The sequence below is a fragment of the Alteromonas sp. KS69 genome (genome assembly GCF_003989595.1).
Taxonomy (GTDB): domain Bacteria; phylum Pseudomonadota; class Gammaproteobacteria; order Enterobacterales; family Alteromonadaceae; genus Alteromonas; species Alteromonas naphthalenivorans.
Window position 1 is genome coordinate 92,467 of sequence record NZ_PYHU01000006.1, and the last position, 22,801, is coordinate 115,267.

Consider the following 22,801-nt stretch of genomic DNA (forward strand, 5'->3'; position numbering starts at 1 on the left):
ATGTGCAATTATTAACCAAATTGCACTAAATGAAAAGGTCTGTACCGCTCATAAGACTTAACTGGCTGTGAAAACGAGCAATATTCTTCCCTCTCGCCTAGTCTTTCACTGGCTCGACATTAAGGCGTATATACTTGCAGCCGCTATACAACACCTAAACACAATGTTGAAAGCATCGGGTCACGATGCTTTTTGTTGATATACGCTTGATGCAAAGCTAAACAGAATATCGGCGCTTTGTTGAGGGTGAGAAATAAACGGCGCATGCGCTGCGTGGGGTAACACCACCGTATCGGCTTGAGGGTGCAACTCGCAAATACGATCTATGCCACTGGTAGGCACTAGACTATCTAAGCGACCATATAGACGAAGAGTTGGCACCGTTATACGGCCAATGTCTTGGCGTAAATCTTCTGTAGAAAGAATTCTCAAGCCTTGTTTCAGTGCGTGCTGGTCAGGTTCTGGGTATTCACTGATATGCCCGCGAATGGCTTTGATATCTTGGCGGGCCGTATCGCTTCCCATCGCTTGAATAGCCAAAAAGCGCTCTAGCGTTCTATTGTAGTTACTCTCTAACTGACTTTCGAACATGGCCAGTAAATCACCTGCAATACCAGGCCAGCAAGGGCCAGCGATGAATCGAGGTGTAGAGGCTATCGTAACTAAACCTTTAAGCGCTAAACCCTTAAAATCTTTACCAATTAGGGCTAATCGTTGCGCCACCAAACCACCTAAAGACCACCCTACAACAATACTTTCTGGTGGGATATATGGCGCTATCATTTGTGCTAAAGACTCAGCGTCATAAGGGGAAGGCACGTGCTGAGCGTTTTCGCCGAAACCGGGAAGATCGATAGTGGTGACTCGAAAACTATTCGTTAAATAGGGGATAAACGAGGTAAAAGCGCCACTATTCATACCCCAACCGTGAAGGAAAACCAGATCGTTTCCTGTACCTTGAGTTCGGGTGACAAGCGGTGTGTTTGTATGCAAATCTTTCACTGTATACATCCTTTGGCTGTTGCATGAAGAAGCAAACCTAATAGGCTGCCATGTATGCATGATTACCCATTATCTCAAAAAATGCTTAAAGACACGTCATCGTACTGTCGCTACGTGCGAGAAAAAGCGACTTAACATAGGAATACAAAAATTCACGTACTATGAATCTTTCATGCTTACTATGTTATCAAGCAAGTCCTGCGCCAGTATGTCATTGGTGTGAACATGATATATTTTTTTTCTCGGCCAAAGATCACGGTAATAATTTACTATCCTTTGGGCCAGTTGGTCGGCACGTTAAGCATAGTGCGTATCAGCAACTGTCGGTACTGGCTTTACATACTTACCCAATAACCACCTTAATTCATGGCTTTAAGTTTCAACATTCACTCACTTCGGGGAAGGTATTAGCCAAGTGGTTTGTCGGTAAACAGCAACACTTAGCTCATCATACACCGCCTCTACCACACACCACGGCGCAACTTCTCTTACCAGTGCCTTTAAGCTCGTGGCGGCTGGCAACGCGGCATTATAATCAGGCTGCAGTGCTAGCTAAATCCATTGGTAGTGCACTGAATATTCCCATTTGCACCAATTGGGCGATTCGACAAGGTAGGTCTGCTCAGCATCATTTAGGGAAAGCACAAAGGCTTCAGCATGCTAAGCAGGTGTTTTCACTAACGCCACAATGTATTGATAAACTAGTCGCTTCTAACCCTGATCTTAAGCGCATTGCCATCGTGGATGATGTCATTACTACCGGTGTTACGGTAAACGCATTGGCAAGCTTATTGAGAGCTCGCTACCCACAACTTAGTATTTTAGTGTGGGCAATGACCTTTACACCGCCCCCCAAAAGCTCACTGCTGGCAGCAAGGTAATCGAAACCGCTACCACTACAATTCTTACTACCTAACAACTCTCGACTTACTTAAGAAAGCCTGACTGATAAATAGCATTACTTAGCATTTTGTTCGTGCCATACCAATAGCCTCGGAATTGCGTATTGTCGGTAAACCCAATCACTACACCTTTACCCTGCTTTGTAGTTATCACAGCAGGCGTTTCGGCAATAAGTTTCACCAGCTTTTCATCACTGAATCCTGCCAGCAACGGCGCTGAGGTATAACGCGCTGGCGTAGTAAATGGCGTGTAGTAATTGTTCACCACCATATTACTGGTTTTAAACATAGGCAGGGTGGTGTCGGTATAACCGTAAAAAAGTGGATGGGTAATATCAATTTCAGCTTCATAAACCGCGCCAGCCACCAACTTTCTTGCATATAACGCCGATTTATCGCCAAACGTTAGTTTGTCTTCATCAAACTTACTGTCTATTTCTTCTCTATCTACTATATCGACGTTTAACCATTCATTGGCTGCAAAATAACGAAGGGCAGATTTTTGTCCAATCAACACACCGCCATTTTTAACCCAAGTAGATAGTGCGTCTATCGTATCATTCGATAGCGAATAGCGACCACTGGCAAACACAATATGGGTATAACCTGACTGTAGCGCATTACCTAGCTTTTGTTGCTCCACAATACTAACCGGCAACCCCACTCGGGTGTCGAAATAATGCCACATTTCTCCCACTTCATATTCACTTACGCCCTCGCCCCCCACTAGCAATACTTTAGGCGCTGAAATGGGCTGGATTGAGCGGCTTCCTATATCACTGCCTGTAGGCGTTAACCCACTTGCCAGTGCGTAAACCGGAATTTTTAAAGCGCTAGCCTGTTCTGTCAACAGGTTAAGTAAGTTATCAGGTTGTGCTAAGTCCGTAGGAATAACAATGCTTCCCGAGGTAAACGTATGACGCTGATTATTAACCAGCTTAGCTTCAAACGCATTTTCGCTACTTCTTACACTTACCCCTGCTTCTAATAACGATTGAAGCAAGGCTGGCGCGTAGTAATCGTTCCATGAAAAGGCGTATGCATAGGCATTGGCAGGTAACGAATCGCTAAGTACAGGCATTGCTAATTGTGCATTGGCAGCCGTTTTTACGTCGCGAAAATCCCGTTTTTCAACCACCTCAAACGGTAGATTAAACGCCATCGCCATGTTCCACGATGACACGTCGTAGAAGGTGTTATTTTCAAACGAGGTTTGGGTTGAGAATATAGACGTGATGAGTCGATACTGGGCCTGCGCGGCAGGAATATAGATAGCACGATTAGCGCGAAAGGTTTGCTTGCCTATTTCAGAATCTTTGCTTACCACCTCGAACTTAATGTTGTGCTGCTTAAGCAGCGACAACATGGCGTTAAATCTGCCGCTATCATTCGATTCACCCACAATGTAACCGCTAATATCACCGTCTTTTGCTAGTGCTTGCGTGTCTTTAACAAAAGCAGACTGATAATCTAAAATAGCCGGTTTGTTGGCAAGGGCGCCTTCAAAAGTACTTAACGACGTTGTAATTTGATTTGCGATGGTGGTAGAAAATGCCAATGGCCCATTGATAGATTCTTGTAAATGTCCGCGAGAGCTCGCTTGTTCGAACAAAATACCTATGCTGCCATGTAAATCAGGGTAGGTACTGCCCTTACCGGCGTAAAAGTCGTCAAATGCCTCTTCCGAGAAATACAGCTTCCCTTGTTTATCAAAGGCTTTGGCGTGATAAGCCGCCAGCGCTTCGGTTAAGGTTACGTTCTCATCCGGCGTAATTGGGTTTTTACGCGAGCGTACACCTGGCTGAAAAAAGTAGGTACTATCGGTGCCCATTTCATGAAAGTCGGTAAGAATATGCGGGCGCCAGCGGTGAAATTGCTTTATACGCGCTTGGGACTCAGGGTGAGCCAACAACAACCAGTCGCGATTTAAGTCAAACCAATAGTGGTTTGTGCGCCCTGATGGCCAGCCTTCATCATGTTCACGGGTATTACTATCTGCAACAAGTTGCTTTCCTCTGTGCATATTCGCCCATTGCGCGAAACGAGATAACCCATCGGGGTTGAAAGATGGGTCTAACAGCACAATATTGTTGTTCAGTAACGCATCGATTCGCGTACCTTGCCCAGCGGCTAAGTAGTAAGCTAGGGCTAATGCAGCATTGGAGCCTGAAGGCTCATTACCGTGAATGCTGTAACCCATATAGAAAATAAGTGGCGCACCCGCTTTTACTTTATTGCCTGAATTCATGGCATCGATATGCGCGGTACGCATACTTTCTATGTTAGGGCGGTTCGACGGTGCAGTAATGGTAAGTAGCAATAGCTCACGATTTTCATGGGTTCTGCCGGTGACTTCTAATGAGATACGATCGGAATGATCGGCCAATACACGCATGTAGTGTGTAAGTTGATCGTGACGTACGTGCCATTGACCAATATTCGCACCCAGTACTGATTCTGGCGTCGGAATATCTGGATTATATGTCACATCGGTTGGTAAATAGGCATGAACCGGTTTACCGCCCTTATCAAGAGTGACCATATTGGCATTTGCCGAAGCACATACGCACAAGACGGTTAACACTACAAATGGCGCAAGCCATTTTTGAAAATTCGAGTTTGAGGCGGTGCGAACCAAAGTTGCGAGCATAGTGATATCCGTCTTGTCGTTATGCGGTTACATCGAAACTAGTCAATACTTGACTGTTTTAGTCAGGTAAATTTGTTATCATTAACCAAATTTTTAATTAATAGGACTTACTGATGATTACTATATCAGAAGAAGCCCAGGCTCACTTCGTAAAACTGTTGGATAAACAAGAGACTGGCACAAATATTCGTGTATTCGTCGTAAATCCGGGCACATCGAGCGCCGAGTGTGGCGTGTCCTATTGTCCGCCAGATGCCGTTGAAGAAACTGATACTCGCTTAGAGTTCAATGGTTTCAATGCAGTGGTAGATGAAGAAAGTGTTCCATTTTTACATGAAGCAGAAATTGATTATGTCACTGATCAAATGGGATCTCAGCTTACACTCAAAGCGCCTAATGCAAAAGCACGCAAAGTCGCTGATGATGCGCCTTTGGCTGAACGCATAAAGTACATGATTGAAGCTGAAATCAACCCTCAACTTGCTAGCCATGGCGGCCAAGTCATGTTGGCTGAACTTACCGAAGATGGCTTTGCTATTCTTCAGTTCGGCGGCGGCTGTAACGGTTGTTCTATGGTTGATGTCACGTTGAAAGACGGCATTGAAAAGCAAATGCTTGAGCAATTTGCTGGAGAACTAAACGGTGTTCGTGATGCTACTGAACATGAAGCCGGTGAGCATTCTTACTACTAAGATGTTGTATCTCAACTATGTTTGATGTGCACAAAAGCTGGCGACGATTTAAATTAGGCCTTGCCTTGTTCGTTGCTGGCGTTGTGCAGCTTTTCACGTTAAGTCATCTAAGCACCTTCCTTTATTATTATTCTGTTACCACCTTGCTGGTAGGCTTTGTGATTGCCATGTCTGGCTATATAGGCATTTTCATGCAGCGTTTCGCCTTTTTAAAAGACAAGAAAATCCCTTCTAGCTTTAAAGACGATTAGTCGTTTACCTTCCGTTTTTTCACTCATACGTTTTCTTACATACTTTTGCTAATGCTCACGTTCAATGACCTTGTACTGGGCCGCTGATTGCACGTAGTCTAGTATTTATAACCTTACATTGGTTGTTCTTAACGTCATGTTTGTGACGGCTTTGCATACGTTTTTTGTCGTGCTTATTAAAGGGGGCTTAGATGAAAACCATTGGGCTTATTGGTGGTATGAGTTGGGAATCAACGGTTAGCTATTACCAAGCAATTAACCGGCTGGTGAATAGCCAACTTGGGGGACTACACAGTGCAAAAATATGCCTCTACTCGGTTGATTTTGCCGAGATAGAAGCTTTCCAGCGTAGCGGTGAGTGGGATAAAGCCGCCGATGCGTTGAAGCACGCCGCCCAGTCATTAGAGGATGCCGGCGCCGACTTTCTACTTATATGTACCAACACCATGCATAAGGTCGCTGCACAAGTAGCAAGCGCAGTAGCCATTCCTTTGTTGCATATTGCCGATGCCACCGGCGTGGCCCTGTGTGAAAACTCGGTCAAAAAAGTGGGCTTGTTAGGCACCCAATTCACCATGGAACAGGCGTTTTACAGCGAACGATTAGCGCAACAGTTTGATTTAGATGTAGTCGTGCCAGATAGTGACGACAGATTAGCCGTACATAAAATTATTTATGAGGAATTATGCAAAGGGGTTATTTGTGAAAAATCCCGTGACGCGTATATTGATATTATCAACAAACTAAAGGCGCAAGGTGCACAGGCCGTTATTTTAGGCTGTACCGAAATTGCCTTGTTGATAAAGCAGTCAGACACTGATATGCCTCTTTACGACACCACAGCGCTTCATGCTGCTGAGGCTGTGAAAATGGCGCTAGAATAATCAGATAACAATATTTTGCCTATAAAAGGAAATGCTATGTTTAGTCATGTAATGATTGGCGCGAACGACATTGAAGCCTCGAAGAAATTTTACGATGCCTCTCTTGCTGTATTTGGATACGATGAAGGTGTTTACGATGAACACGGGCGTGTTTTCTACTTCACCCCGAAAGGTGTATTAGCCCTTACCAAGCCAATTAACGGCGAAGCCGCTACCCACGGGAATGGTTCAACGATTGGTCTTGCGGCGGCAAACCCTGGGCTTGTTGATGAATGGCATAAAGTGGGCGCAGCCAATGGCGGTGTTCCTTGTGAAGATCCTCCCGGTATTCGTGGTACCGAAGAACGCCAGTTGTACCTTGCGTATTTACGCGACCCTTCTGGCAACAAACTATGCGCAACTCACTTCGTTAAGAAATAGCCGAGAGTTTTTACACAGCTTTGAGCTTACAAACAGCCTTGAGCTTATAAACATCTACGATAAGCTCGTCAGTGCTACACTGGCGAGCGATTAGTCAAAATAGGTAAGCGACCATGACACCAGTAGAAACCGGGCTTGCTTACGATCAAATTACCCAGCGCTGGACTCGCCCAGAGTTTAATCGTAACAATGGTATTGCTCAGCATAAGGTCGCATTATCATTTCTTGACGTATTTACGCCAGAACATAACTCCCCCCGAGCAACCTCAAATCTTCCGGCCTTAGCCCTTGATATAGGGTGCGGATGTACAGGTAGATTTATTGATTTACTGCATGACAACGAGTTTGTTGTAGAGGGCATAGATATCTCAAGTGAGATGCTGACGTTAGCCAGAGAAAGGCACCCTAACAACACGTTTTATTTTGGTGACATTTGCACCTTCAACTTGCCCCATCAGTACCGTTTTATCAGCGCTTGGGACTGCCTGTGGCACGCACCACTTCACAGCCAAGCGGCGCTAATTACCAAACTTTGCCATGCACTACAGCCAGGTGGCGTATTGATATTTAGTTGTGGCGGTGTGGATGAACCCGGCGAACATACCAATACCATCATGGGGCCTGAAGTTTATTACGCTTCACTAGGTATCAACGGTTATGTGCGCCAAATTATCGAAGCCGACTGCTTTATTCGGCATATTGAATACGAGCAGCTGCCCGAGTTTCATACCTATTTTGTGGTGCAAAAAGCAATACCGCAAAAATAGTCGGGTATTATTTTATTCAACTTTGTATTGTTTGCTTAACTTAGATAACGCTAGTAACGAATGAACCCTTTATATCTTCGCCTTGATAAGGTTGCCGACGCCATTACAAAAGCGCCCGAGCGTGCCAGTGATCTTAGTCAACTTGCCTCCCTCGCGTGTACCTCTGAGTACCATCTTCATCGCGCATTTAACGCAAAGTTTGGTATTAACATTGGCGACTACGCTAGACAGCTTCGGTTGCAAGAAAGCGCGTATAAATTAGCGTTTCGGCCACAAAAACGCATATTGGATATTGCAATAGAAGCGGGATTTAGTTCCCATGAAGGCTATGCCAAAGCCTTTAAAAAACATTATCGCCTGACGCCTTCAAGCTTTCGAAAAACACCTAACATTGAAGCGCTACATCAAGGCACGCTCGTCACCTCGCTATTAAACGCAAACGAAAAAGGAACGTCGGTACTTATGAACGCTTCACATAACGTAAATAGCGCTTCTGAAAATCATCAACTCGATGTGTCAGTGGTTCAATTTCCAGCCCTAGAGATTGCGATGATGATGCATGTCGGCCCACCTAGCCGCATTATGAGCACGGTAGGTGAATTTATTACGTGGCGCAGAGAAAACAAGCTTCCTCCATCCACCAACCGCACTTTCAACTTACTGTATGATGACCCTGACAACACCCCACATGAGTTTTACCGGTTTGGTGTGGCGTGCCAAATTTTTGCGCCTATTACTGGGTCAATTCCTGCGCCAAGTAGCCAGCCCGCAAAAACAAGCGACCCTATCGCCACGCAGCAGTCTACAGTTACCAATCACGCTAACGTCATCACCACTACCATACCGGAAGGTTACTGCGCTAAAGTCCGCCATATTGGCACCGATGCAGCGTTAGGGGCGGTGGTGCACGGTTTATATCACCAGTGGTTGCCTGATACACAATTTGAACTAAGAGACTTTCCTATTTTTTTTGAGCGTATTCGCTTTTTCCCCGACGTAGCCGCACATGAAGCCGTTACCGATGTATTTCTGCCTATCGAGATTGCTAAGTGATGTGGCCTTTTCCTTTGGCTAGGCTTAATTTGGTTTAGATTAGTTGTCGCACAATGCATTGCGCTGACTTAGCCGTTCGAAGCTCCATCCAAGCGTAATACCACGAGCAAGTAAGAACGCCAGCAATGCATACCACAAGCTGATATTGCCGAGAGACTGAGTAAAAAACCATACAGGGAAATATACTGCGATAGCACTAATAATCATGGTGTCGCGCATAGAAGATGACTTTGTAAGGCCAACAAATACACCGTCGTACAAAAAACACCAATGTGCCAGCAGTGGCAGAATAACCATTAAAGGAAGGTAGGTTAATGCTGCGCTTACAATATTTTGATGTTCAGTTAGTAAGCTTATTATACCGTGACCGCCAAAATAGAAGATAGCACTGTAGCCTATTGCAAAAAGCGATGACCAAAATAACCCTTGGTACGTTCTGCGTTTTATTTCTGACGCATTGTTTGCGCCTTTGGCTTCACCCACCAGCGCTTCTACTGCGTAGGCGACCCCATCTAATCCTAGCGCTATTAATACGAAAAACTGCAGCAGAATAGCATTCACTGCCGCCGGCATTTCACCGAAACGTACGCCTTGTATCGTCAAAAACGCTAAGCAGGCTTGTAGCGCCAAATTACGCAATAGCATATCAGTGTTGAGTTTCATCAGTATTTTACGCGCTGCACGGTTGAACCAGCTTGCTTGTGGAGTAATACCTCTCACTTGCTTTAAGGCAACATACATCGCCATAAACGCCATGGAATATTCAGCAATAATACTGGCTAAGGCAACTCCAGCCACCGACATAGACAGCACATAAACGAAAGTAATATCTAATCCTGCATTCACGAGGTTGCCGATTATCTGGATAATCATCACCGTGCGCGTTTTTTGCTGGCCCACCAAATACCCGATAAGCGCTAAATTAAGCATAGCCGCTGGCGCGCCCCATACTCTAACCTGATAATACTCCGTCAAATGCACCGCCACTGCATCTGATGGGCTCGCCAATGCCAGTCCTGCTGTGAGTATAGGCGCTTGTAATATGAGCAAACCCAGCCCTAAAATTGAGGCGACAGCAAGGGTCTGCCAAAGCACTTTGGCAGAGGAAAGTGTTGCATCTTTATGCCCTCTTGCCTGTGCGCTTAAGCCTGTTGAAGACATGCGCAGAAAACCACACACCCAGTAAATTTGGGTAAGAATAAGCGCCCCAACTGCCGCACCGGCTAACATGGCAGGCGCCGACATATGCCCTAAAACAGCCGTATCCACCAAACCTAGTAAAGGAGTGGTAATATTGGCCAAAATCATGGGCAGCGCTAAAGTGAGTAAGCGTGTATGATCGTGCCAAAACGACTCAGATTGGTGTAGAGATTGCTTATGTTTATGCTCTTGCACTCGCTTTTGCATTAATTATAGTCTCTGCATTAGTAGAACGCCGTGCTGACACGCAGTACAAAGCACTGCTATTAAATCAACTTCAACTCGGAGAAAATATGAAGTTTATCATGCCTTTCAATATCATTTCGTGGATTAAATGTGACGCTATATTGGCGCAAATGAAAGGCAACCGACCACACTGGTTAGCACTTTTCTCTCTTGTTTGTTTTTCTGGCTATAGTCTGGCTGCTACTGATAACACTACGCAGCCAACCCGTAAAATTCTCACTCAAAACGGTGTTATTTTGCTGTATCATCATGTGTCTAACCACACGCCGAAAAGCACCAGTATATCGCCAGATATGTTTAAACAACATATGGTGTATTTAAAGCAACATCACACAGTTTTGCCTTTAGCAAAGGTCGTTGATGCTATCCAAAGTAAAACACCTCTGCCTGCCAACACTGTGGTGATAACCTTTGACGACGGGTACGAAAACATCCTCAAAAATGCCCACCCGATTATGGTTGATATGGGCTTCCCGTACACAATATTTATCAACCCGGGGGAAATTGGTACCAATAGAAGCCAACTCACGTGGGCACAAGTTGAGGCAATGCATAACGACGGCGTTACTTTCGCTAACCATACACTTGACCACTTGCATATGCTGGATGGCAGAGTTTCTTACAACGGCGCTGATAGCGGAACTAATGACGAAGCATGGCTTAATAAGGTATGGCAGAATGTTGCTGAAGCCGAGGCTATTATTGATAGCAAAATTGGCGAATCACTTAAATATCTGGCCTATCCCTTTGGTGAGTTCAATCAAAATCTAGCAGATAAGCTGGCGCAAGAGGGCTACATTGCGTTCGGACAGCACTCAGGCGCTGTAGGCCCTCACAGTAATTTTCAAGCATTACCTCGCTTTCCTGCAGCTGGCCCTTATGCCAACTTAACCACACTAAAAACTAAGCTAAACAGTATTGCTATGCCGGTCTTATCCACCAGCTTTGAGGGTGAGCATATCCCAGAGGTAAATCGAGATACGGTGCAAGGTTCTAGTGACGAATCGAGAGTCCCCCCTATAACGCTAACGATTAAGGGCGATGATGTCCGCTTAAGCCAAGTAAATTGCTTTTTTTCAGGCTCTGTGGTTGAAACCAACGTTGAAGGCAATGCGGTTACCTTCAGTATTACTCAAGCACTTCCTGTAGGCCGTTCGCGAGTAAATTGTACCGCTCCGAGTAACTCTCAATCAGGAAGATATTATTGGTATTCTCAGCCATTTTTTGTTGCAGATAAGAACGGGAATTACCCAGATTAGTTAAGCCGAAAGTGCATGAACAAAACGCACGAAGGTGCCGTTCACTGATTGCTCTTTAAAATTAACGTTTTGATAAAACCGAATGGCAGCAATATTACTAATTTGCACGTCTAGCACCAATGCCTGCTTTTTAAGTTCTATGGCGTAATCACGCATATGGGCAATCATAGCCCTGCCGATTCCGCCGCGCCGAGCAATGCTATCTACCGCCACATGACCTAGCATAAGCTCTGTTGTACTTGGCGGCGTTAAGCCTACAGCAACCGCTTGATTGCGCATTAGCACTGCCATTGCATCATCGAGATTGTAGAAGGTGGTAATACTGTCTAACGAAGCACGGTCAAATACTGGCCCCAACTTGGTATGCCACGCCGTAATGACACCTACAACAACGTCATCGACTAACGCAACCCAGTGATTATTGCAGCCATATTGCCCATACTTACCTTTCCATGCATGGGTTAAAAAATCGATAGTATGACTTGTATCGCCATTGCCAAAAACGGAAACCAATAGATCTTCAGCGGCACTTAATAATAAGGGAACCGCTTGGTCAGCATCAGACACAAGACCTTGTCGGATTTTTATATCCATGCCTACCATACCTACCTATAGTGCCGAGTTTGAACTAAATGATGATGTAATCGCTGGCATATCATTGAGAATTTGCTGTGCGTCACTAATCGACAACTTGCCAGGCTCACGTTTTGGTTTAAAACGCCCTATCACCTGTGCTTTAGGATTAATAAGCACTACCGACGCACTATGATCGACAAGATAATTAGGATTATCTGTACTTTCTGCAATCGCGTACATCATGCCCAAGTTTCGAGCGAAGGGAAACAAGGCTTTATGCTCACCGGTCGCGGCAATAAAGTTGGGGTTAAAGTAGCTAATGTATTCGTCGAGCCGAGCTATTGAGTCACGGTTAGGATCAATAGAAATAAACACGACTTTAATAGGAAATTCAGACTCAATAGCCTGCATTTGTGGGTAAATGCTGTTCAGTTCGGCCATCGTAGTCGGGCAAATATCGGGGCAAAACGTATAACCAAGAAACAACAAGCTCCACTGATTTTCTAGCGAAGCTTGGTTAAATTCATTTCCTTTGCTGTCAGTCAGCGAAAAAGGCGCAATGGCGCGAGGCTCAGGGTAAGCTTGAAAATATTCGGGAGAACTGCCATTAGACTGCCCCGTTGGCGACAAATAAATTGCCCCAAACACACCAGTCAATAATGCTAATAATGCAACAACGCCTACAAAAATCCGTCGGTTCATAAACTCAGTGGTACGTAGTGATCGAATAACAATACTACAAACAATACCATGAGATGAACAATTGAGAACTTAAAAGTTTTCATTGCGGTTTGGCTAGTGGCCGCAAATTTCAGTTTTACCGCGTAATACATAAAACCAACGTTAAGAAGTGACGAGCCAACAAGGTAAATTAAATCACTCATGCCCACCAAGTAAGGCAATAGGCACACCAAGCTAAGCAACACGGTATAAAGTAGCACCGAGGTTTTAGTAAATTCTATTCCATGGGTAACCGGCAGCATGGGCACTTTCGCTTTCGCATAATCTTTTTCGCGATGAATCGCCAACGCCCAAAAATGCGGGGGAGTCCACGTAAATACAATGAGTACTAACAACAACGCATGCGCATGAATTTCCCCGGTGACAGCAGTCCAGCCGAGAAGCGGTGGTGCAGCACCTGCGATACCACCAATCACAATATTTTGCGGCGTAGCCCGTTTTAAAAACATGGTATACACCACGGCATAGCCCACCAAGCTAGCAAGGGTAAGCCAAGCGGTAAGCATGTTCACCCATATGCTCAATACAACAAAGCCCATAACGCCAAGGGCCGCTGCAAACCAAGATGCTTTGGCGATACTCACTTTGCCTTTAGCCACAGGCCGATTGAAAGTACGTGCCATTTGGCTATCGATTTTGTGGTCGACCACATGATTAATCACTGCGGCCGATGCCGACAACATACCAATACCCAGTAATCCACACACCAACGCGGTTGCGTCTACCCAGCCCGGCGAGGCCAAGCACATCCCCACTAACGCCGTGAGTAAAAGTAGCATCACCACATTAGGTTTTGTCATTTCATAGTAGTCGCGCCAACTGATTTTTGCGTGCGAGCGGCTCTTTACTTGCGGGCTTGGCGACTGCTTACCTGCAACAGCGTTATTCAAAGGGATAGATTTAGCCATGATGACCTCCAGTAGAGTAGGAGAAAGAAGAGGTTGAAGGAGCAACTGACCACGTCAGCCATATCAATGTGAGTAATAGCATGGCGGCAACCGCATTGTGCGATACCGCGATAAACAAAGGTAAACTAAACAAAACGTTACTTAGACCAAGCGCCACTTGTACGCATAACACCCCAAGCATGAGTACACACCCTTTTTTCACCGCCGGTGACAACTTACTGCTTCGTAACCACATGAAAGCTAATACCGTAAGGTAAATAAAGGTAATTACAGCGCCGAACCGATGCACAATATGCATGGTGGCTCGCTCACCGTAATTATGTGCACCAAACTCATAGTTTTGTGCTTCGGGCACACTGTATGCGCCTTGAAAATCTAACCGCTGCTGCCAGCCCGGCTCACAAATAGGCATATCGGTACAGGCGAGGGCAGCGTAGTTGGCTGATGTCCAGCCGCCTAAGGCTATTTGCCCTACTAAAATCGCCATACCTAAAAATGCCATTGCAGTCAGCTTGTTGTTCTTACTCGGGTATTGGCCCCCCTCGCGTAACGGTAGCGCCGTATTGCTTTTAGGTTGTTGCACACTAACTGAGCTGTGCTTTCTAAGGCGTAAATAAAGTAAAAATAAACAACTTAGTACCGTAAAGCCTCCTAACAAATGCCCCATAACCACCACAGGCAATAAATTAAGGGTGACGGTCCACATGCCAAGCGCCGCTTGAAAAGTTACAAGACCGAGCAGCAACAAAGGCAGCTTAACGGGTGTGCCTTTATGGCGCTGCCTTACCGCGATAATGGCAATCGCCAAAATACATAGCCCTAACGCCCCTGCAAAATAGCGGTGAATCATTTCGTTCCATGCCTTATAAGCTTCTACTGGGCGCTCCGGAAACGCGGTATTAGCCGCAGCAACTTTCTCATCACTTAACGGCACGGTAAGGTTACCGTAGCATCCCGGCCAATCAGGGCAACCAAGGCCAGCATCAGTAAGGCGTGTGTAAGCCCCTAAAATGATGACTACTGCGGCAAGAAAAAGGCTAAACAGCACCAGTTTTTTCATAGCACCTCCTACCCAATTCGAGACAGTTTCAGAAGCTTTTTAATGTCAGCCAGCATGCTTCGGCTTTCCATTACAGCCGTGCTTCTGTCACTGTCTATTTGGTAATACAACATGGCGTTATTTAAGGTATCGACGATATACACACTTTGCTGTTTAAGGTTGGTGATAGGCGCATCGCTGACGCTCAAGGTATGCACGTTGGCGTACTCAGATAGTTGCTCTAGTGCTGTTACATCACTTTTTCCAGTGAACAAAACTAACGCTTGTGCCCTGTCAGACTCTTTGCCTAAGGCCAGCCACACTTGGTTCATGCTAAACAATGCATTTTCACAAATTGCATCACAATTTTCCGGCAAGACATACAACAAGCGCCATTTTGGCTCTGTGCCTTCTAAAAGCGATGAAACATCAATGGTAGGCTGCAGCAACGCACCTTTATTGGTAGCACCTTGGTTGAACCAGTCATTTTCTAACGCAAGCTTAGCTAAAATAACGGGTAGCACGAACACGGCGACCATAATAATTAATGTTTTCTTCGAGGCCGGATTACTCATATTGACGTCCTTTTTTCATAATTGCGAAACCGCCAATCAAGGCGGCTGCGATAGCAAGACCAAACCATTGAATGGCATAACCCAAGTGCTTTTCAGGAGGCATAACAACACGGTTATAACGCCTAACAAAAAGATCATTCTTTGCGGTAAGTACTACGACATAGGGTAATAAGTTAAGTGATAGCAATTCACTGGCGGTACTGATTGAAATTTGCTGAATACGTGCCGGAAAGCGTGATGCTGATGTAAGCGTTTCTTTTACTAACGGGTTATGACTGGGCTGACTCACCACCCCTTCAAATTGTTGTGAGTGGTGGCTAATTTTCACAGCCGGTAGCGAGCGCGATAAATCTGGTGCAGGCAACCAACCATAGTTAACCAAAACCCACCCTGCGTTGGTTTGCACTGGTGCCAGTACGTCGTACCCTACTCGTTGTTCATGTATTTGGTTATCGAGCAATAACACCTTGTTGCCGTTTGGAGTACCTTCAAAAGAAACGGTTCGATCTTCGGGCGCTTTCATTGAAAGGGCATCGATGAGCGACAAGCTTTCTTTCCCCTGTTTTTCGGTTATGCTAGCGATGCGTTGTTGCTTTTGTGCCATTCGGTCTAGTTGCCAGAACCCCAAGCCACACATCGCCATTACAGATAAACTCGTAATGACGATAGCGATTAATTTGGATGCTCTCACCTGATTCATTTGGCCAACCTGCACACTACTATTGAGGTTTATATGTTGATAAAAATAATCTTGGTTGCGTTGGTACTTTTCATGATCGTTAACCTTTTTATGGCCATGCGTGTCATGATGAAAACGATCCCAAAGACGGTCCTATGAGCAAATACATCGGTCGCAGGGTGCTCACTTCTGCCATCATTGTGATTTTAATTTTAGTGGCAATTGGCACCGGTTTAATTACGCCAAACCCTCGACCATACTAGGCTTGGCGGCGCTTTTATCTGCTTTTATAAAACGTAAACAAAGATATAAAGCATGACCCACACCACATCAACGAAGTGCCAGTACCAACTCCCAGCTTGAAAAGCAAAGTGGTTGTGCGGTGTAAAATGTCCTTTTAGCACTCTAAAAAACATGACAATAAGAATGATGGTGCCAAGGGTAACGTGCATACCGTGAAAGCCCGTCAGCATGAAAAAGGTATTGCCGTAAATGCCTGACTGTAGCGTTAGTCCCAAGTCACGGTAGGCGTGAACATACTCTTCCACCTGTAAGAATAAAAACCCAATTCCCAACAAGATAGTGATGCCTAACATGACGGTGAGTTGCTTGCGTTTGTTCTGCTCCAAACCTACATGGGCAAAATGCAATGTAATTGACGATATAAGTAAAATAACTGTATTAATGGTGGGTAAACCAACTGCACTCATTTCTTGTGTAGTGATGCCTCCAGGGGTAGATACTAGCGGCCACATGGCTTCAAATGTGGGCCATAGCACTTCGTTAGTCATCGCATTATTCGATGCACCGCCTAACCAAGGCACTGAAATGAATCGGGCGTAGTAGAGTGCCCCGAAGAAGGCGGCAAAGAACATAACTTCAGAGAAGATAAACCAACTCATGCCCTGTCGGTATGAACGTCCTAATTGGTCGCTATATAACCCTGACATAGACTCATCAATTTGGTTTTTAAACCAGCCCACAAGCATCACCATTAGCACTACAATCCCTGCTAGGAGTATGTGCCCGCCATAGCCGGACTCTCCTTTAGTGGCTTCAATCACGAAGTTGCCCGCGCCAACGGCAATTAAAAATAACGCCACCGCACCTACAATAGGCCACGGGCTTTGTGCTGGTACGTAGTATTTCTGATATTCGGGGTACTTCTGATATTCTTGCTGCATTACTCTCTCCTTATCCCAATACCTGTTATTTACCACTTTCAGGTTGAGGGACCATGTAGGGATTCGGTTTTGTTTTCATGTCACTCGCTCGCGCGGTCACATCAAACAGGGTGTATTGCACAGTAAAATAACTAATATCTTCTGGAAGCTGTGGGTCGACATAAAACTGCATCGGCATATAAGCCTCGGCACCAGCGCTTAAAGGCTGCTGGTTAAAGCAAAAGCATTCCGTTTTATTCAGATAGAGTGCTGCCATACCCGGCGACACCGACGGTATGGCTTGGGCCATCATATTGTTAGATGCAGGATTTCTTACGTAAAACGACACCGTATTAAGCTCCCCAGGGTGCACTTTCATACGACTAGTTTGCGCACGAAATTCCCACGGCATACCGGTATTAGTTCGGGTGATAAATTCCACCGTTACCTCACGGCTTTCATCTATTTCGATAGACTCATATACAGCAGCCGTATTCTCGGTTTTACCGTTAATACCGGTAACATCGCAAAATACGTCGTAAAGTGGCACTAGAGCGAACCCAAAACCAAACATGCCAAACACAATAACGACGAGTTTTATCACCATTTTGTTGTTTGCATTTGCTTGTGTCATGGTTACCTCCCGTGCCTACTTTTTGTGCTGATACATCACCACAATTTAGCGACTACAATGCCTGCTTTGCTTTCATTACCTGTGCTGCTTGTCTTATTTCCTACTTAACAACCGGCGGCGTTTCAAAGGTGTGATAGGGCGCAGGAGAGGGAATTTCCCACTCTAGTCCCTCAGCACCTTCCCACACTTGGGCAGATACTGGCTCACCCTGCTTCTTACAGGCTTTAATCAACAGTGCTAAGAAGATTAACTGCGACAGCCCAAAGGCAAAGCCGCCAAGGCTTATCCACTTATTAAAGTCGGCAAACTGTAAGGCGTAGTCAGGAATACGACGTGGCATACCAGCCAGCCCTACAAAATGCATCGGGAAGAAAAGCACGTTCACCGACACAAGTGAGCACCAGAAATGCCATTTTGCTAGCGCCGTGTCGTACATTTTCCCTGTCCACTTGGGTAACCAATAATATACCGCAGCCATAATCGAGAAGATGGCGCCGGTGACCAGTACGTAGTGGAAATGTGCGACCACGAAATAGGTATCGTGGTATTGGAAGTCCACCGGCACGATGGCCAGCATTAATCCTGACAAGCCCCCAATGGTAAACAATACGATAAACGCAATGGCAAACATCATGGGCATTTCAAAGGTTAGAGAGCCCCGCCACATAGTCGCCACCCAGTTAAAGACCTTCACGCCTGTAGGCACCGAGATAAGCATAGTGGCAAACATGAAGAACATTTCCATATACACCGGCATGCCGGTGGTAAACATATGGTGAGCCCATACCACAAAGGACAACAGCGCAATAGAGCCGGTGGCGTACACCATTGATGCGTAGCCAAACAGTTTTTTACGGGAAAACGTAGGGACAATTTGAGAGATAATACCAAAGGCCGGCAATATCATGATGTACACCTCAGGGTGCCCAAAGAACCAAAAGATATGCTGGAACATAACGGGGTCACCACCACCTGCTGCATCAAAGAAGCTGGTGCCAAAGAACTTATCTGTCAGCACCATGGTGACCGCCCCGGCTAACACTGGCATTACTGCAATAAGCAAGAAAGCAGTGATAAGCCAAGTCCACACGAATAAAGGCATTTTCATCCACGTCATGCCAGGAGCTCGCATGTTGAATATGGTCACAATGACGTTAATAGCCCCCATAATGGAGGAGATACCCATGATATGTACCGAGAACACAAACAATGCGGTTGAGTCACCACTGTAGGTGGTGGAAAGCGGGGCATAGAAGGTCCAACCAAATGCCGGACCGCCGCCCTCTAAAAATAGCGAGCTAAGCAGAATAAGAAAGGCGCCAGGTAATATCCAAAAGCTCCAGTTATTCATTCGCGGCAGAGCCATGTCTGGTGCACCTATCATCATAGGAATTAGCCAGTTTGCAAGCCCCGTAAAGGCTGGCATTACCGCACCAAATACCATGATAAGGCCGTGCACAGTCGTCATTTGATTAAAGAAGTTTGGCTCAACAATTTGTAATCCAGGCTGAAATAGCTCAGCACGGATCACCATGGCCATGGCACCACCAATCAAAAACATGATAAAGGCGAACCATAAATACAAGGTGCCTATATCTTTGTGGTTAGTGGTAAACAGCCATCGGGTTATTCCTTTTGGAATATGACTATGATAGTCATGATCTTCGTGATGCGCCGAGGTAACCGGCGCAATGACATCAGTTGCTTTACTCATTACGCACTCCTAGTTCCCATTAACGACGGCGTTAACATCTTTAGCCTGCACCATATCACCCGTGTTATTGCCCCACGCATTTCGTTCGTAGGTCACCACAGCCGCAATGTCTTTCAGGCTTAGCATTTTTCCGAACGCCTGCATGGCTGTGCCGGTTTTACCGTTTAACACAATATCGATATGTGCAGTTTGGTCTTCAAGCACCATCTCACTGCCTTTAAGCGCAGGGAAAACGCCGGGTAGCCCCTCGCCGTTAGGCATATGGCAAGCCGCACAAGTAGCGTTGTAAACCCGCTTGCCTTCATCCATAAGTTCATCCATCGACATATTCATCGACAGTAAACGCTGCTCTTCTTCTTTCGCTTGGCGAGCGGCTTCTTCTTGTTCATTCATCCAAGCATCAAATTCGGCAGGCTCTTTAGCAATGACCACAACCGGCATAAAGCCATGATCTTTTCCGCAAAGCTCGGCACACTGTCCACGATAAATACCCGGCTCGTTCACCTTTGCCCAAGACTCATTAATAAACCCTGGATTAGCATCTTTTTTCACTGCAAAGTCCGGTACCCACCACGAGTGAATAACGTCATCAGAGGTAATAAGAAAGCGCACTTTTTGCCCTGTGGGGATTACCAACGGGCGGTCGACTTCCAACAGATAGTTCGCGCCTTTTTCGAATTTATTTTCAATTTGCTCTCGCTGCGTCGCCATTAACGAATAGAACTCAACGTCTCTGTCCATATACCGGTAATGCCACTTCCACTGGGAACCAGTAACGACAACGGTAAGATCGGGTTCGCTGGTATCTTCCATCGCTATAAGGGTTTTAGCGGCAGGAATAGCCATAAGAATAAGAATGATGAAAGGCACTACTGTCCATGCAATTTCCACTTTTACATTTTCATGGAAGTGAGCGGGCTTAGCGCCTCTGGATTTACGGTGCAAGTACATTGAGGCAAACATAACCCCGAAAACCGCAACAGCGATTGCGATACAGATAAAGAACATCAACATATGCAGGTCGTATACTTGACCACTTATGTCTGTTGCGCCTCGCCGCAAATTAATGGAAGAGCCTTCGTCCGTTGCTGCATCAGCAAACGGTAGTGGCGAGGTAAGCAAAAGTGGAAGCCCGTAAAGCCACTTTGTCGCTTGTGTCGCCGCTTGTGTCGTTACTCGTTTCACTCAACACCTCCGTTATAACAGAAGCATTAACGCAATAGATGCGCTTCGCTTCTGGCAACTGATACCCGAAATCCAACTTTTAACTTAACTGCCCAGCATTAGTTGTAAAACAAAGTTACAGCTATTGTTATTATTTTGTTAAATACAGTATAAGAATTGCTCAATAAAACGCACAAGTCTAGTCTTTTCTAAGAAAAAACAATTGCAGCGTTTAATTTTTAATCAACGCGGTATGACAGAGAAGTGAATGACGTCACAGCGTATGGACGTTACACCGGTATTTAGCGAGCCTGTTTGAAACGCTCATTTTGAACGAGATGGGCAAATAGAAGCAGCCAATAAGTTGCTTATAATCAAAAGCTAGTTACGCACTTATGATTGTTTTTCAAACAAAACAGATGTCTAAAATAGCGCGAGTTAGCACTAAAAAAGGTGACATAAATAGGAGAAAATATGTGTGAGCGGTATTTGGTGGCTTTTGAGGAATTTCTTAGGCTTAAATACGATTATTGTGTAAGCAAGGTATGGTAAACATACAAAAAAGCGGCCTATAAGCCGCTTTCTTTACTAAATAGCTAAAAGGTTACATCCAATCAGCATTTCGAATAACACCAACGGCAATTCCTTCAATGGAAAAAGGCTCTGACGCTAAGTCGACTTTAATCGGTGAAAATTCATCATTTTCTGCGTGAAGTAATACTTCGCGACCACGCTTTTCAAGGCGTTTAACAGTAACGTCTTCATCAACACGTGCTACTACCACCTGCCCATTATGGACGTCCGTCGTGCGGTGCACGGCTAACAAGTCACCATCCAGTATACCAATGTCTTTCATACTCATACCGCTTACACGAAGTAAGAAGTCGGCGTGAGGCTGAAACAGGGCAGGGTCGACCTTATAATGAGACTCTATATGCTCTTGCGCTAGAATCGGCTCGCCCGCTGCCACGCGACCAATAAGAGGAAGACCTTCTTCTTCAGGGGTTTCATCTTCAAGAGGAATATTCAACTTAATACCACGAGAAGTGCCTGGAAGGATTTCGATGACGCCTTTACGGGCCAACGCTTTTAAATGTTCTTCAGCGGCATTCGCAGAGCGAAAACCTAAATGACGGGCAATTTCTGCACGGGTAGGCGGCATGCCAGTTTCGAGCATCGTTGTTTTAATAAGCTCGAGAACTTCTGTTTGTCTTGCTGTGAGTGGGCGCATAAAAGACCTGTCTGTCTATACAGTTCCTGTAAGTATATACACCTAAAAGGAAATGACAAGCATTGGATGCTATTTACATGCTTCGAACTGTGGGTTCCAGTTTAACTTATTTAAATTCCAGAGTAGTTAAATTATCAGGAAGCATATCTACTGTCCTTGTACTTTAGATAGGTCCTACCGTAGGAGCTTTAGCCGTCACCTTTAATCAGTATCTTTGTATCTATACACATCTGTTTGTAAAAAAAATTTCTTTGGCTAAACCTATCGTAAAATTTTTATGTAGCGATATTTCAAAGAATTAGCGGAGTGATTTATCTTGAGTTTCTTAGGAACAATTAGCGTGAGGGAATCTTGGTGCTTGAAAGGGCCTTTAGTTCGACCTCTACTTAATTAAAAATAGTTATTACTGTGTTGGAGCGCAGCCAAAATTTATTCGCTAAGTGGTAATCGTCATTCAAAACGAGAATCTCGTTCACTAGGTTGCAGAGCAAGGTAGGGATCGCTTGTGGGCAATAGATTTAATATTTTCTTTCGACAAGAGAATTCTTTCCAAAAATCTCATTTTCATAGACATTATATTCCTTTAACGAACCTATCAGTGAATACGAGGCGTTGCTAGAGTTTAATCGCGTACGAGGTAGTAGCTTTGAGGGAGATTTATAACTAACAAATAGGCTCAAACATAGTAAAGTTAATTTTGATTAGTGTGGCTTCAATTGAAGAGGTTAGTTATTGTACTGGCAGTGTAGGTACACTAGTTGCTGACTAATGTCTTTGGTACTAGTTAGAGTAGTAAGGGAGTATTTCGCACAATCAGGGCTAGCCAGAATTAACAGACAGTCTTGAGCTAAAAGCGGCCAGTGAATTTGAAGGAACTCAATGACTGTTGTGTACGCAGGCCGTGTGAAAACTCATATTTATGATTGCTGCTTCAAATAGAACGATATAGTAATTCTGAGGGCACTAACATTTTTGGATAAGTGTCGCCACAACTCTCATGTCTTCATTGCAGATATGAGACCGCTAACGTCCATGATATTCATCATTCTTT

22 protein-coding genes and 1 pseudogene are annotated in these 22,801 nt (G+C 45.1%); 9 read left to right on the plus strand and 14 right to left on the minus strand.

Annotated elements, in window-relative coordinates:
* Nucleotides 1-180: 180 nt before the first annotated feature.
* Complete coding sequence (gene bioH, locus C7Y69_RS06155) at nt 181-1,002, minus strand: pimeloyl-ACP methyl ester esterase BioH (RefSeq protein WP_013786716.1); 822 nt, start codon at nt 1,000-1,002, stop codon at nt 181-183.
* 161 nt (nt 1,003-1,163) lie between these two features.
* On the opposite strand from bioH, the gene C7Y69_RS06160 reads away from it, so the two are divergent.
* Nucleotides 1,164-1,883 (plus strand): ComF family protein, encoded by a 720-nt coding sequence (locus C7Y69_RS06160; protein ID WP_126872126.1) that lies wholly within the window; start codon nt 1,164-1,166, stop codon nt 1,881-1,883.
* 46 nt (nt 1,884-1,929) lie between these two features.
* On the opposite strand, the gene C7Y69_RS06165 is transcribed toward C7Y69_RS06160, so the two are convergent.
* Nucleotides 1,930-4,446: a M14 family zinc carboxypeptidase gene (locus C7Y69_RS06165; protein WP_409513417.1), complete on the minus strand. Its 2,517-nt coding sequence runs from the start codon at nt 4,444-4,446 to the stop codon at nt 1,930-1,932.
* 221 nt (nt 4,447-4,667) lie between these two features.
* On the opposite strand from C7Y69_RS06165, the gene nfuA reads away from it, so the two are divergent.
* The 6 genes from nfuA (at nt 4,668) to C7Y69_RS06195 (ending at nt 8,621) form a co-directional block, all read left to right on the plus strand.
* Nucleotides 4,668-5,246, plus strand: a complete 579-nt coding sequence (gene nfuA, locus C7Y69_RS06170) for a Fe-S biogenesis protein NfuA (protein WP_126872128.1) — start codon at nt 4,668-4,670, stop codon at nt 5,244-5,246.
* A 17-nt stretch (nt 5,247-5,263) separates the two neighbouring features.
* On the plus strand, nt 5,264-5,497 hold the full coding sequence (locus C7Y69_RS06175; protein WP_126872129.1) for a hypothetical protein: 234 nt from the start codon (nt 5,264-5,266) through the stop codon (nt 5,495-5,497).
* Nucleotides 5,498-5,688: 191 nt separating this feature from the next.
* Nucleotides 5,689-6,381, plus strand: coding sequence for an aspartate/glutamate racemase family protein (locus tag C7Y69_RS06180; RefSeq protein WP_126872130.1), 693 nt, complete (start codon nt 5,689-5,691; stop codon nt 6,379-6,381).
* A gap of 36 nt (nt 6,382-6,417) precedes the next feature.
* A complete protein-coding gene (locus tag C7Y69_RS06185; RefSeq protein WP_013786722.1) occupies nt 6,418-6,801 on the plus strand; it encodes a VOC family protein in 384 nt (127 codons plus the stop codon).
* 113 nt (nt 6,802-6,914) lie between these two features.
* Nucleotides 6,915-7,568, plus strand: a complete 654-nt coding sequence (locus tag C7Y69_RS06190; RefSeq protein ID WP_126872131.1) for a class I SAM-dependent methyltransferase — start codon at nt 6,915-6,917, stop codon at nt 7,566-7,568.
* A gap of 60 nt (nt 7,569-7,628) precedes the next feature.
* On the plus strand, nt 7,629-8,621 hold the full coding sequence (locus C7Y69_RS06195; protein WP_126872132.1) for a GyrI-like domain-containing protein: 993 nt from the start codon (nt 7,629-7,631) through the stop codon (nt 8,619-8,621).
* Nucleotides 8,622-8,660: 39 nt separating this feature from the next.
* On the opposite strand, the gene C7Y69_RS06200 is transcribed toward C7Y69_RS06195, so the two are convergent.
* The gene (locus tag C7Y69_RS06200) at nt 8,661-9,929 is read right to left on the minus strand and encodes an MATE family efflux transporter (protein WP_260563432.1); all 1,269 of its coding nucleotides are present in this window, start codon (nt 9,927-9,929) and stop codon (nt 8,661-8,663) included.
* Between the two features lie 23 nt (nt 9,930-9,952).
* Here C7Y69_RS06200 and C7Y69_RS06205 point away from each other — a divergent pair, with 23 nt between their 5' ends.
* Entirely contained in the window at nt 9,953-11,326 is a 1,374-nt protein-coding gene (locus C7Y69_RS06205) for a polysaccharide deacetylase family protein (protein ID WP_126872134.1), read from the plus strand.
* Here the strand turns inward: C7Y69_RS06205 and C7Y69_RS06210 are convergent, their stop codons facing one another.
* From C7Y69_RS06210 to C7Y69_RS06235, 6 genes are read right to left on the minus strand one after another with little or no spacing between them, the layout of a single operon-like run.
* The gene (locus C7Y69_RS06210) at nt 11,327-11,920 is read right to left on the minus strand and encodes a GNAT family N-acetyltransferase (protein WP_126872135.1); all 594 of its coding nucleotides are present in this window, start codon (nt 11,918-11,920) and stop codon (nt 11,327-11,329) included. It abuts the gene before it with no gap.
* 15 nt (nt 11,921-11,935) lie between these two features.
* Nucleotides 11,936-12,604 carry an SCO family protein gene (locus tag C7Y69_RS06215; RefSeq protein WP_126872136.1) on the minus strand — a complete coding sequence of 223 codons (669 nt, stop codon included), beginning with the start codon at nt 12,602-12,604 and terminating at the stop codon, nt 11,936-11,938.
* Nucleotides 12,601-13,551, minus strand: a complete 951-nt coding sequence (cyoE, locus tag C7Y69_RS06220) for a heme o synthase (RefSeq protein ID WP_126872137.1) — start codon at nt 13,549-13,551, stop codon at nt 12,601-12,603. The genes C7Y69_RS06215 and cyoE overlap by 4 nt, the downstream gene beginning before the upstream one ends.
* Entirely contained in the window at nt 13,544-14,611 is a 1,068-nt protein-coding gene (locus C7Y69_RS06225; protein WP_126872138.1) for a COX15/CtaA family protein, read from the minus strand. Before C7Y69_RS06225 ends, cyoE begins: the two co-directional genes overlap by 8 nt.
* Before the next feature lie 8 nt (nt 14,612-14,619).
* Nucleotides 14,620-15,165: a hypothetical protein gene (locus tag C7Y69_RS06230; protein WP_126872139.1), complete on the minus strand. Its 546-nt coding sequence runs from the start codon at nt 15,163-15,165 to the stop codon at nt 14,620-14,622.
* A complete protein-coding gene (locus C7Y69_RS06235; RefSeq protein WP_126872140.1) occupies nt 15,158-15,865 on the minus strand; it encodes an SURF1 family protein in 708 nt (235 codons plus the stop codon). Before C7Y69_RS06235 ends, C7Y69_RS06230 begins: the two co-directional genes overlap by 8 nt.
* 33 nt (nt 15,866-15,898) lie before the next feature.
* On the opposite strand from C7Y69_RS06235, the pseudogene C7Y69_RS22015 reads away from it, so the two are divergent.
* A pseudogene (locus C7Y69_RS22015) lies at nt 15,899-16,107 on the plus strand (DUF2909 domain-containing protein).
* Nucleotides 16,108-16,131: 24 nt separating this feature from the next.
* On the opposite strand, the gene C7Y69_RS06245 reads toward C7Y69_RS22015, so the two are convergent.
* From C7Y69_RS06245 to lexA, 5 genes are all read right to left on the minus strand, one after another.
* Complete coding sequence (locus C7Y69_RS06245; RefSeq protein WP_126872141.1) at nt 16,132-17,028, minus strand: cytochrome c oxidase subunit 3; 897 nt, start codon at nt 17,026-17,028, stop codon at nt 16,132-16,134.
* A 25-nt stretch (nt 17,029-17,053) separates the two neighbouring features.
* Nucleotides 17,054-17,641 (minus strand): cytochrome c oxidase assembly protein, encoded by a 588-nt coding sequence (locus tag C7Y69_RS06250; RefSeq protein ID WP_126872142.1) that lies wholly within the window; start codon nt 17,639-17,641, stop codon nt 17,054-17,056.
* Nucleotides 17,642-17,741: 100 nt separating this feature from the next.
* Nucleotides 17,742-19,355, minus strand: a complete 1,614-nt coding sequence (gene ctaD, locus C7Y69_RS06255; RefSeq protein ID WP_126872143.1) for a cytochrome c oxidase subunit I — start codon at nt 19,353-19,355, stop codon at nt 17,742-17,744.
* Nucleotides 19,356-19,364: 9 nt separating this feature from the next.
* Nucleotides 19,365-20,477, minus strand: a complete 1,113-nt coding sequence (gene coxB / locus C7Y69_RS06260) for a cytochrome c oxidase subunit II (RefSeq protein ID WP_126872148.1) — start codon at nt 20,475-20,477, stop codon at nt 19,365-19,367.
* Nucleotides 20,478-21,123: 646 nt separating this feature from the next.
* Nucleotides 21,124-21,750, minus strand: a complete 627-nt coding sequence (gene lexA / locus C7Y69_RS06265) for a transcriptional repressor LexA (RefSeq protein WP_013786738.1) — start codon at nt 21,748-21,750, stop codon at nt 21,124-21,126.
* Nucleotides 21,751-22,801: the final 1,051 nt, after the last annotated feature.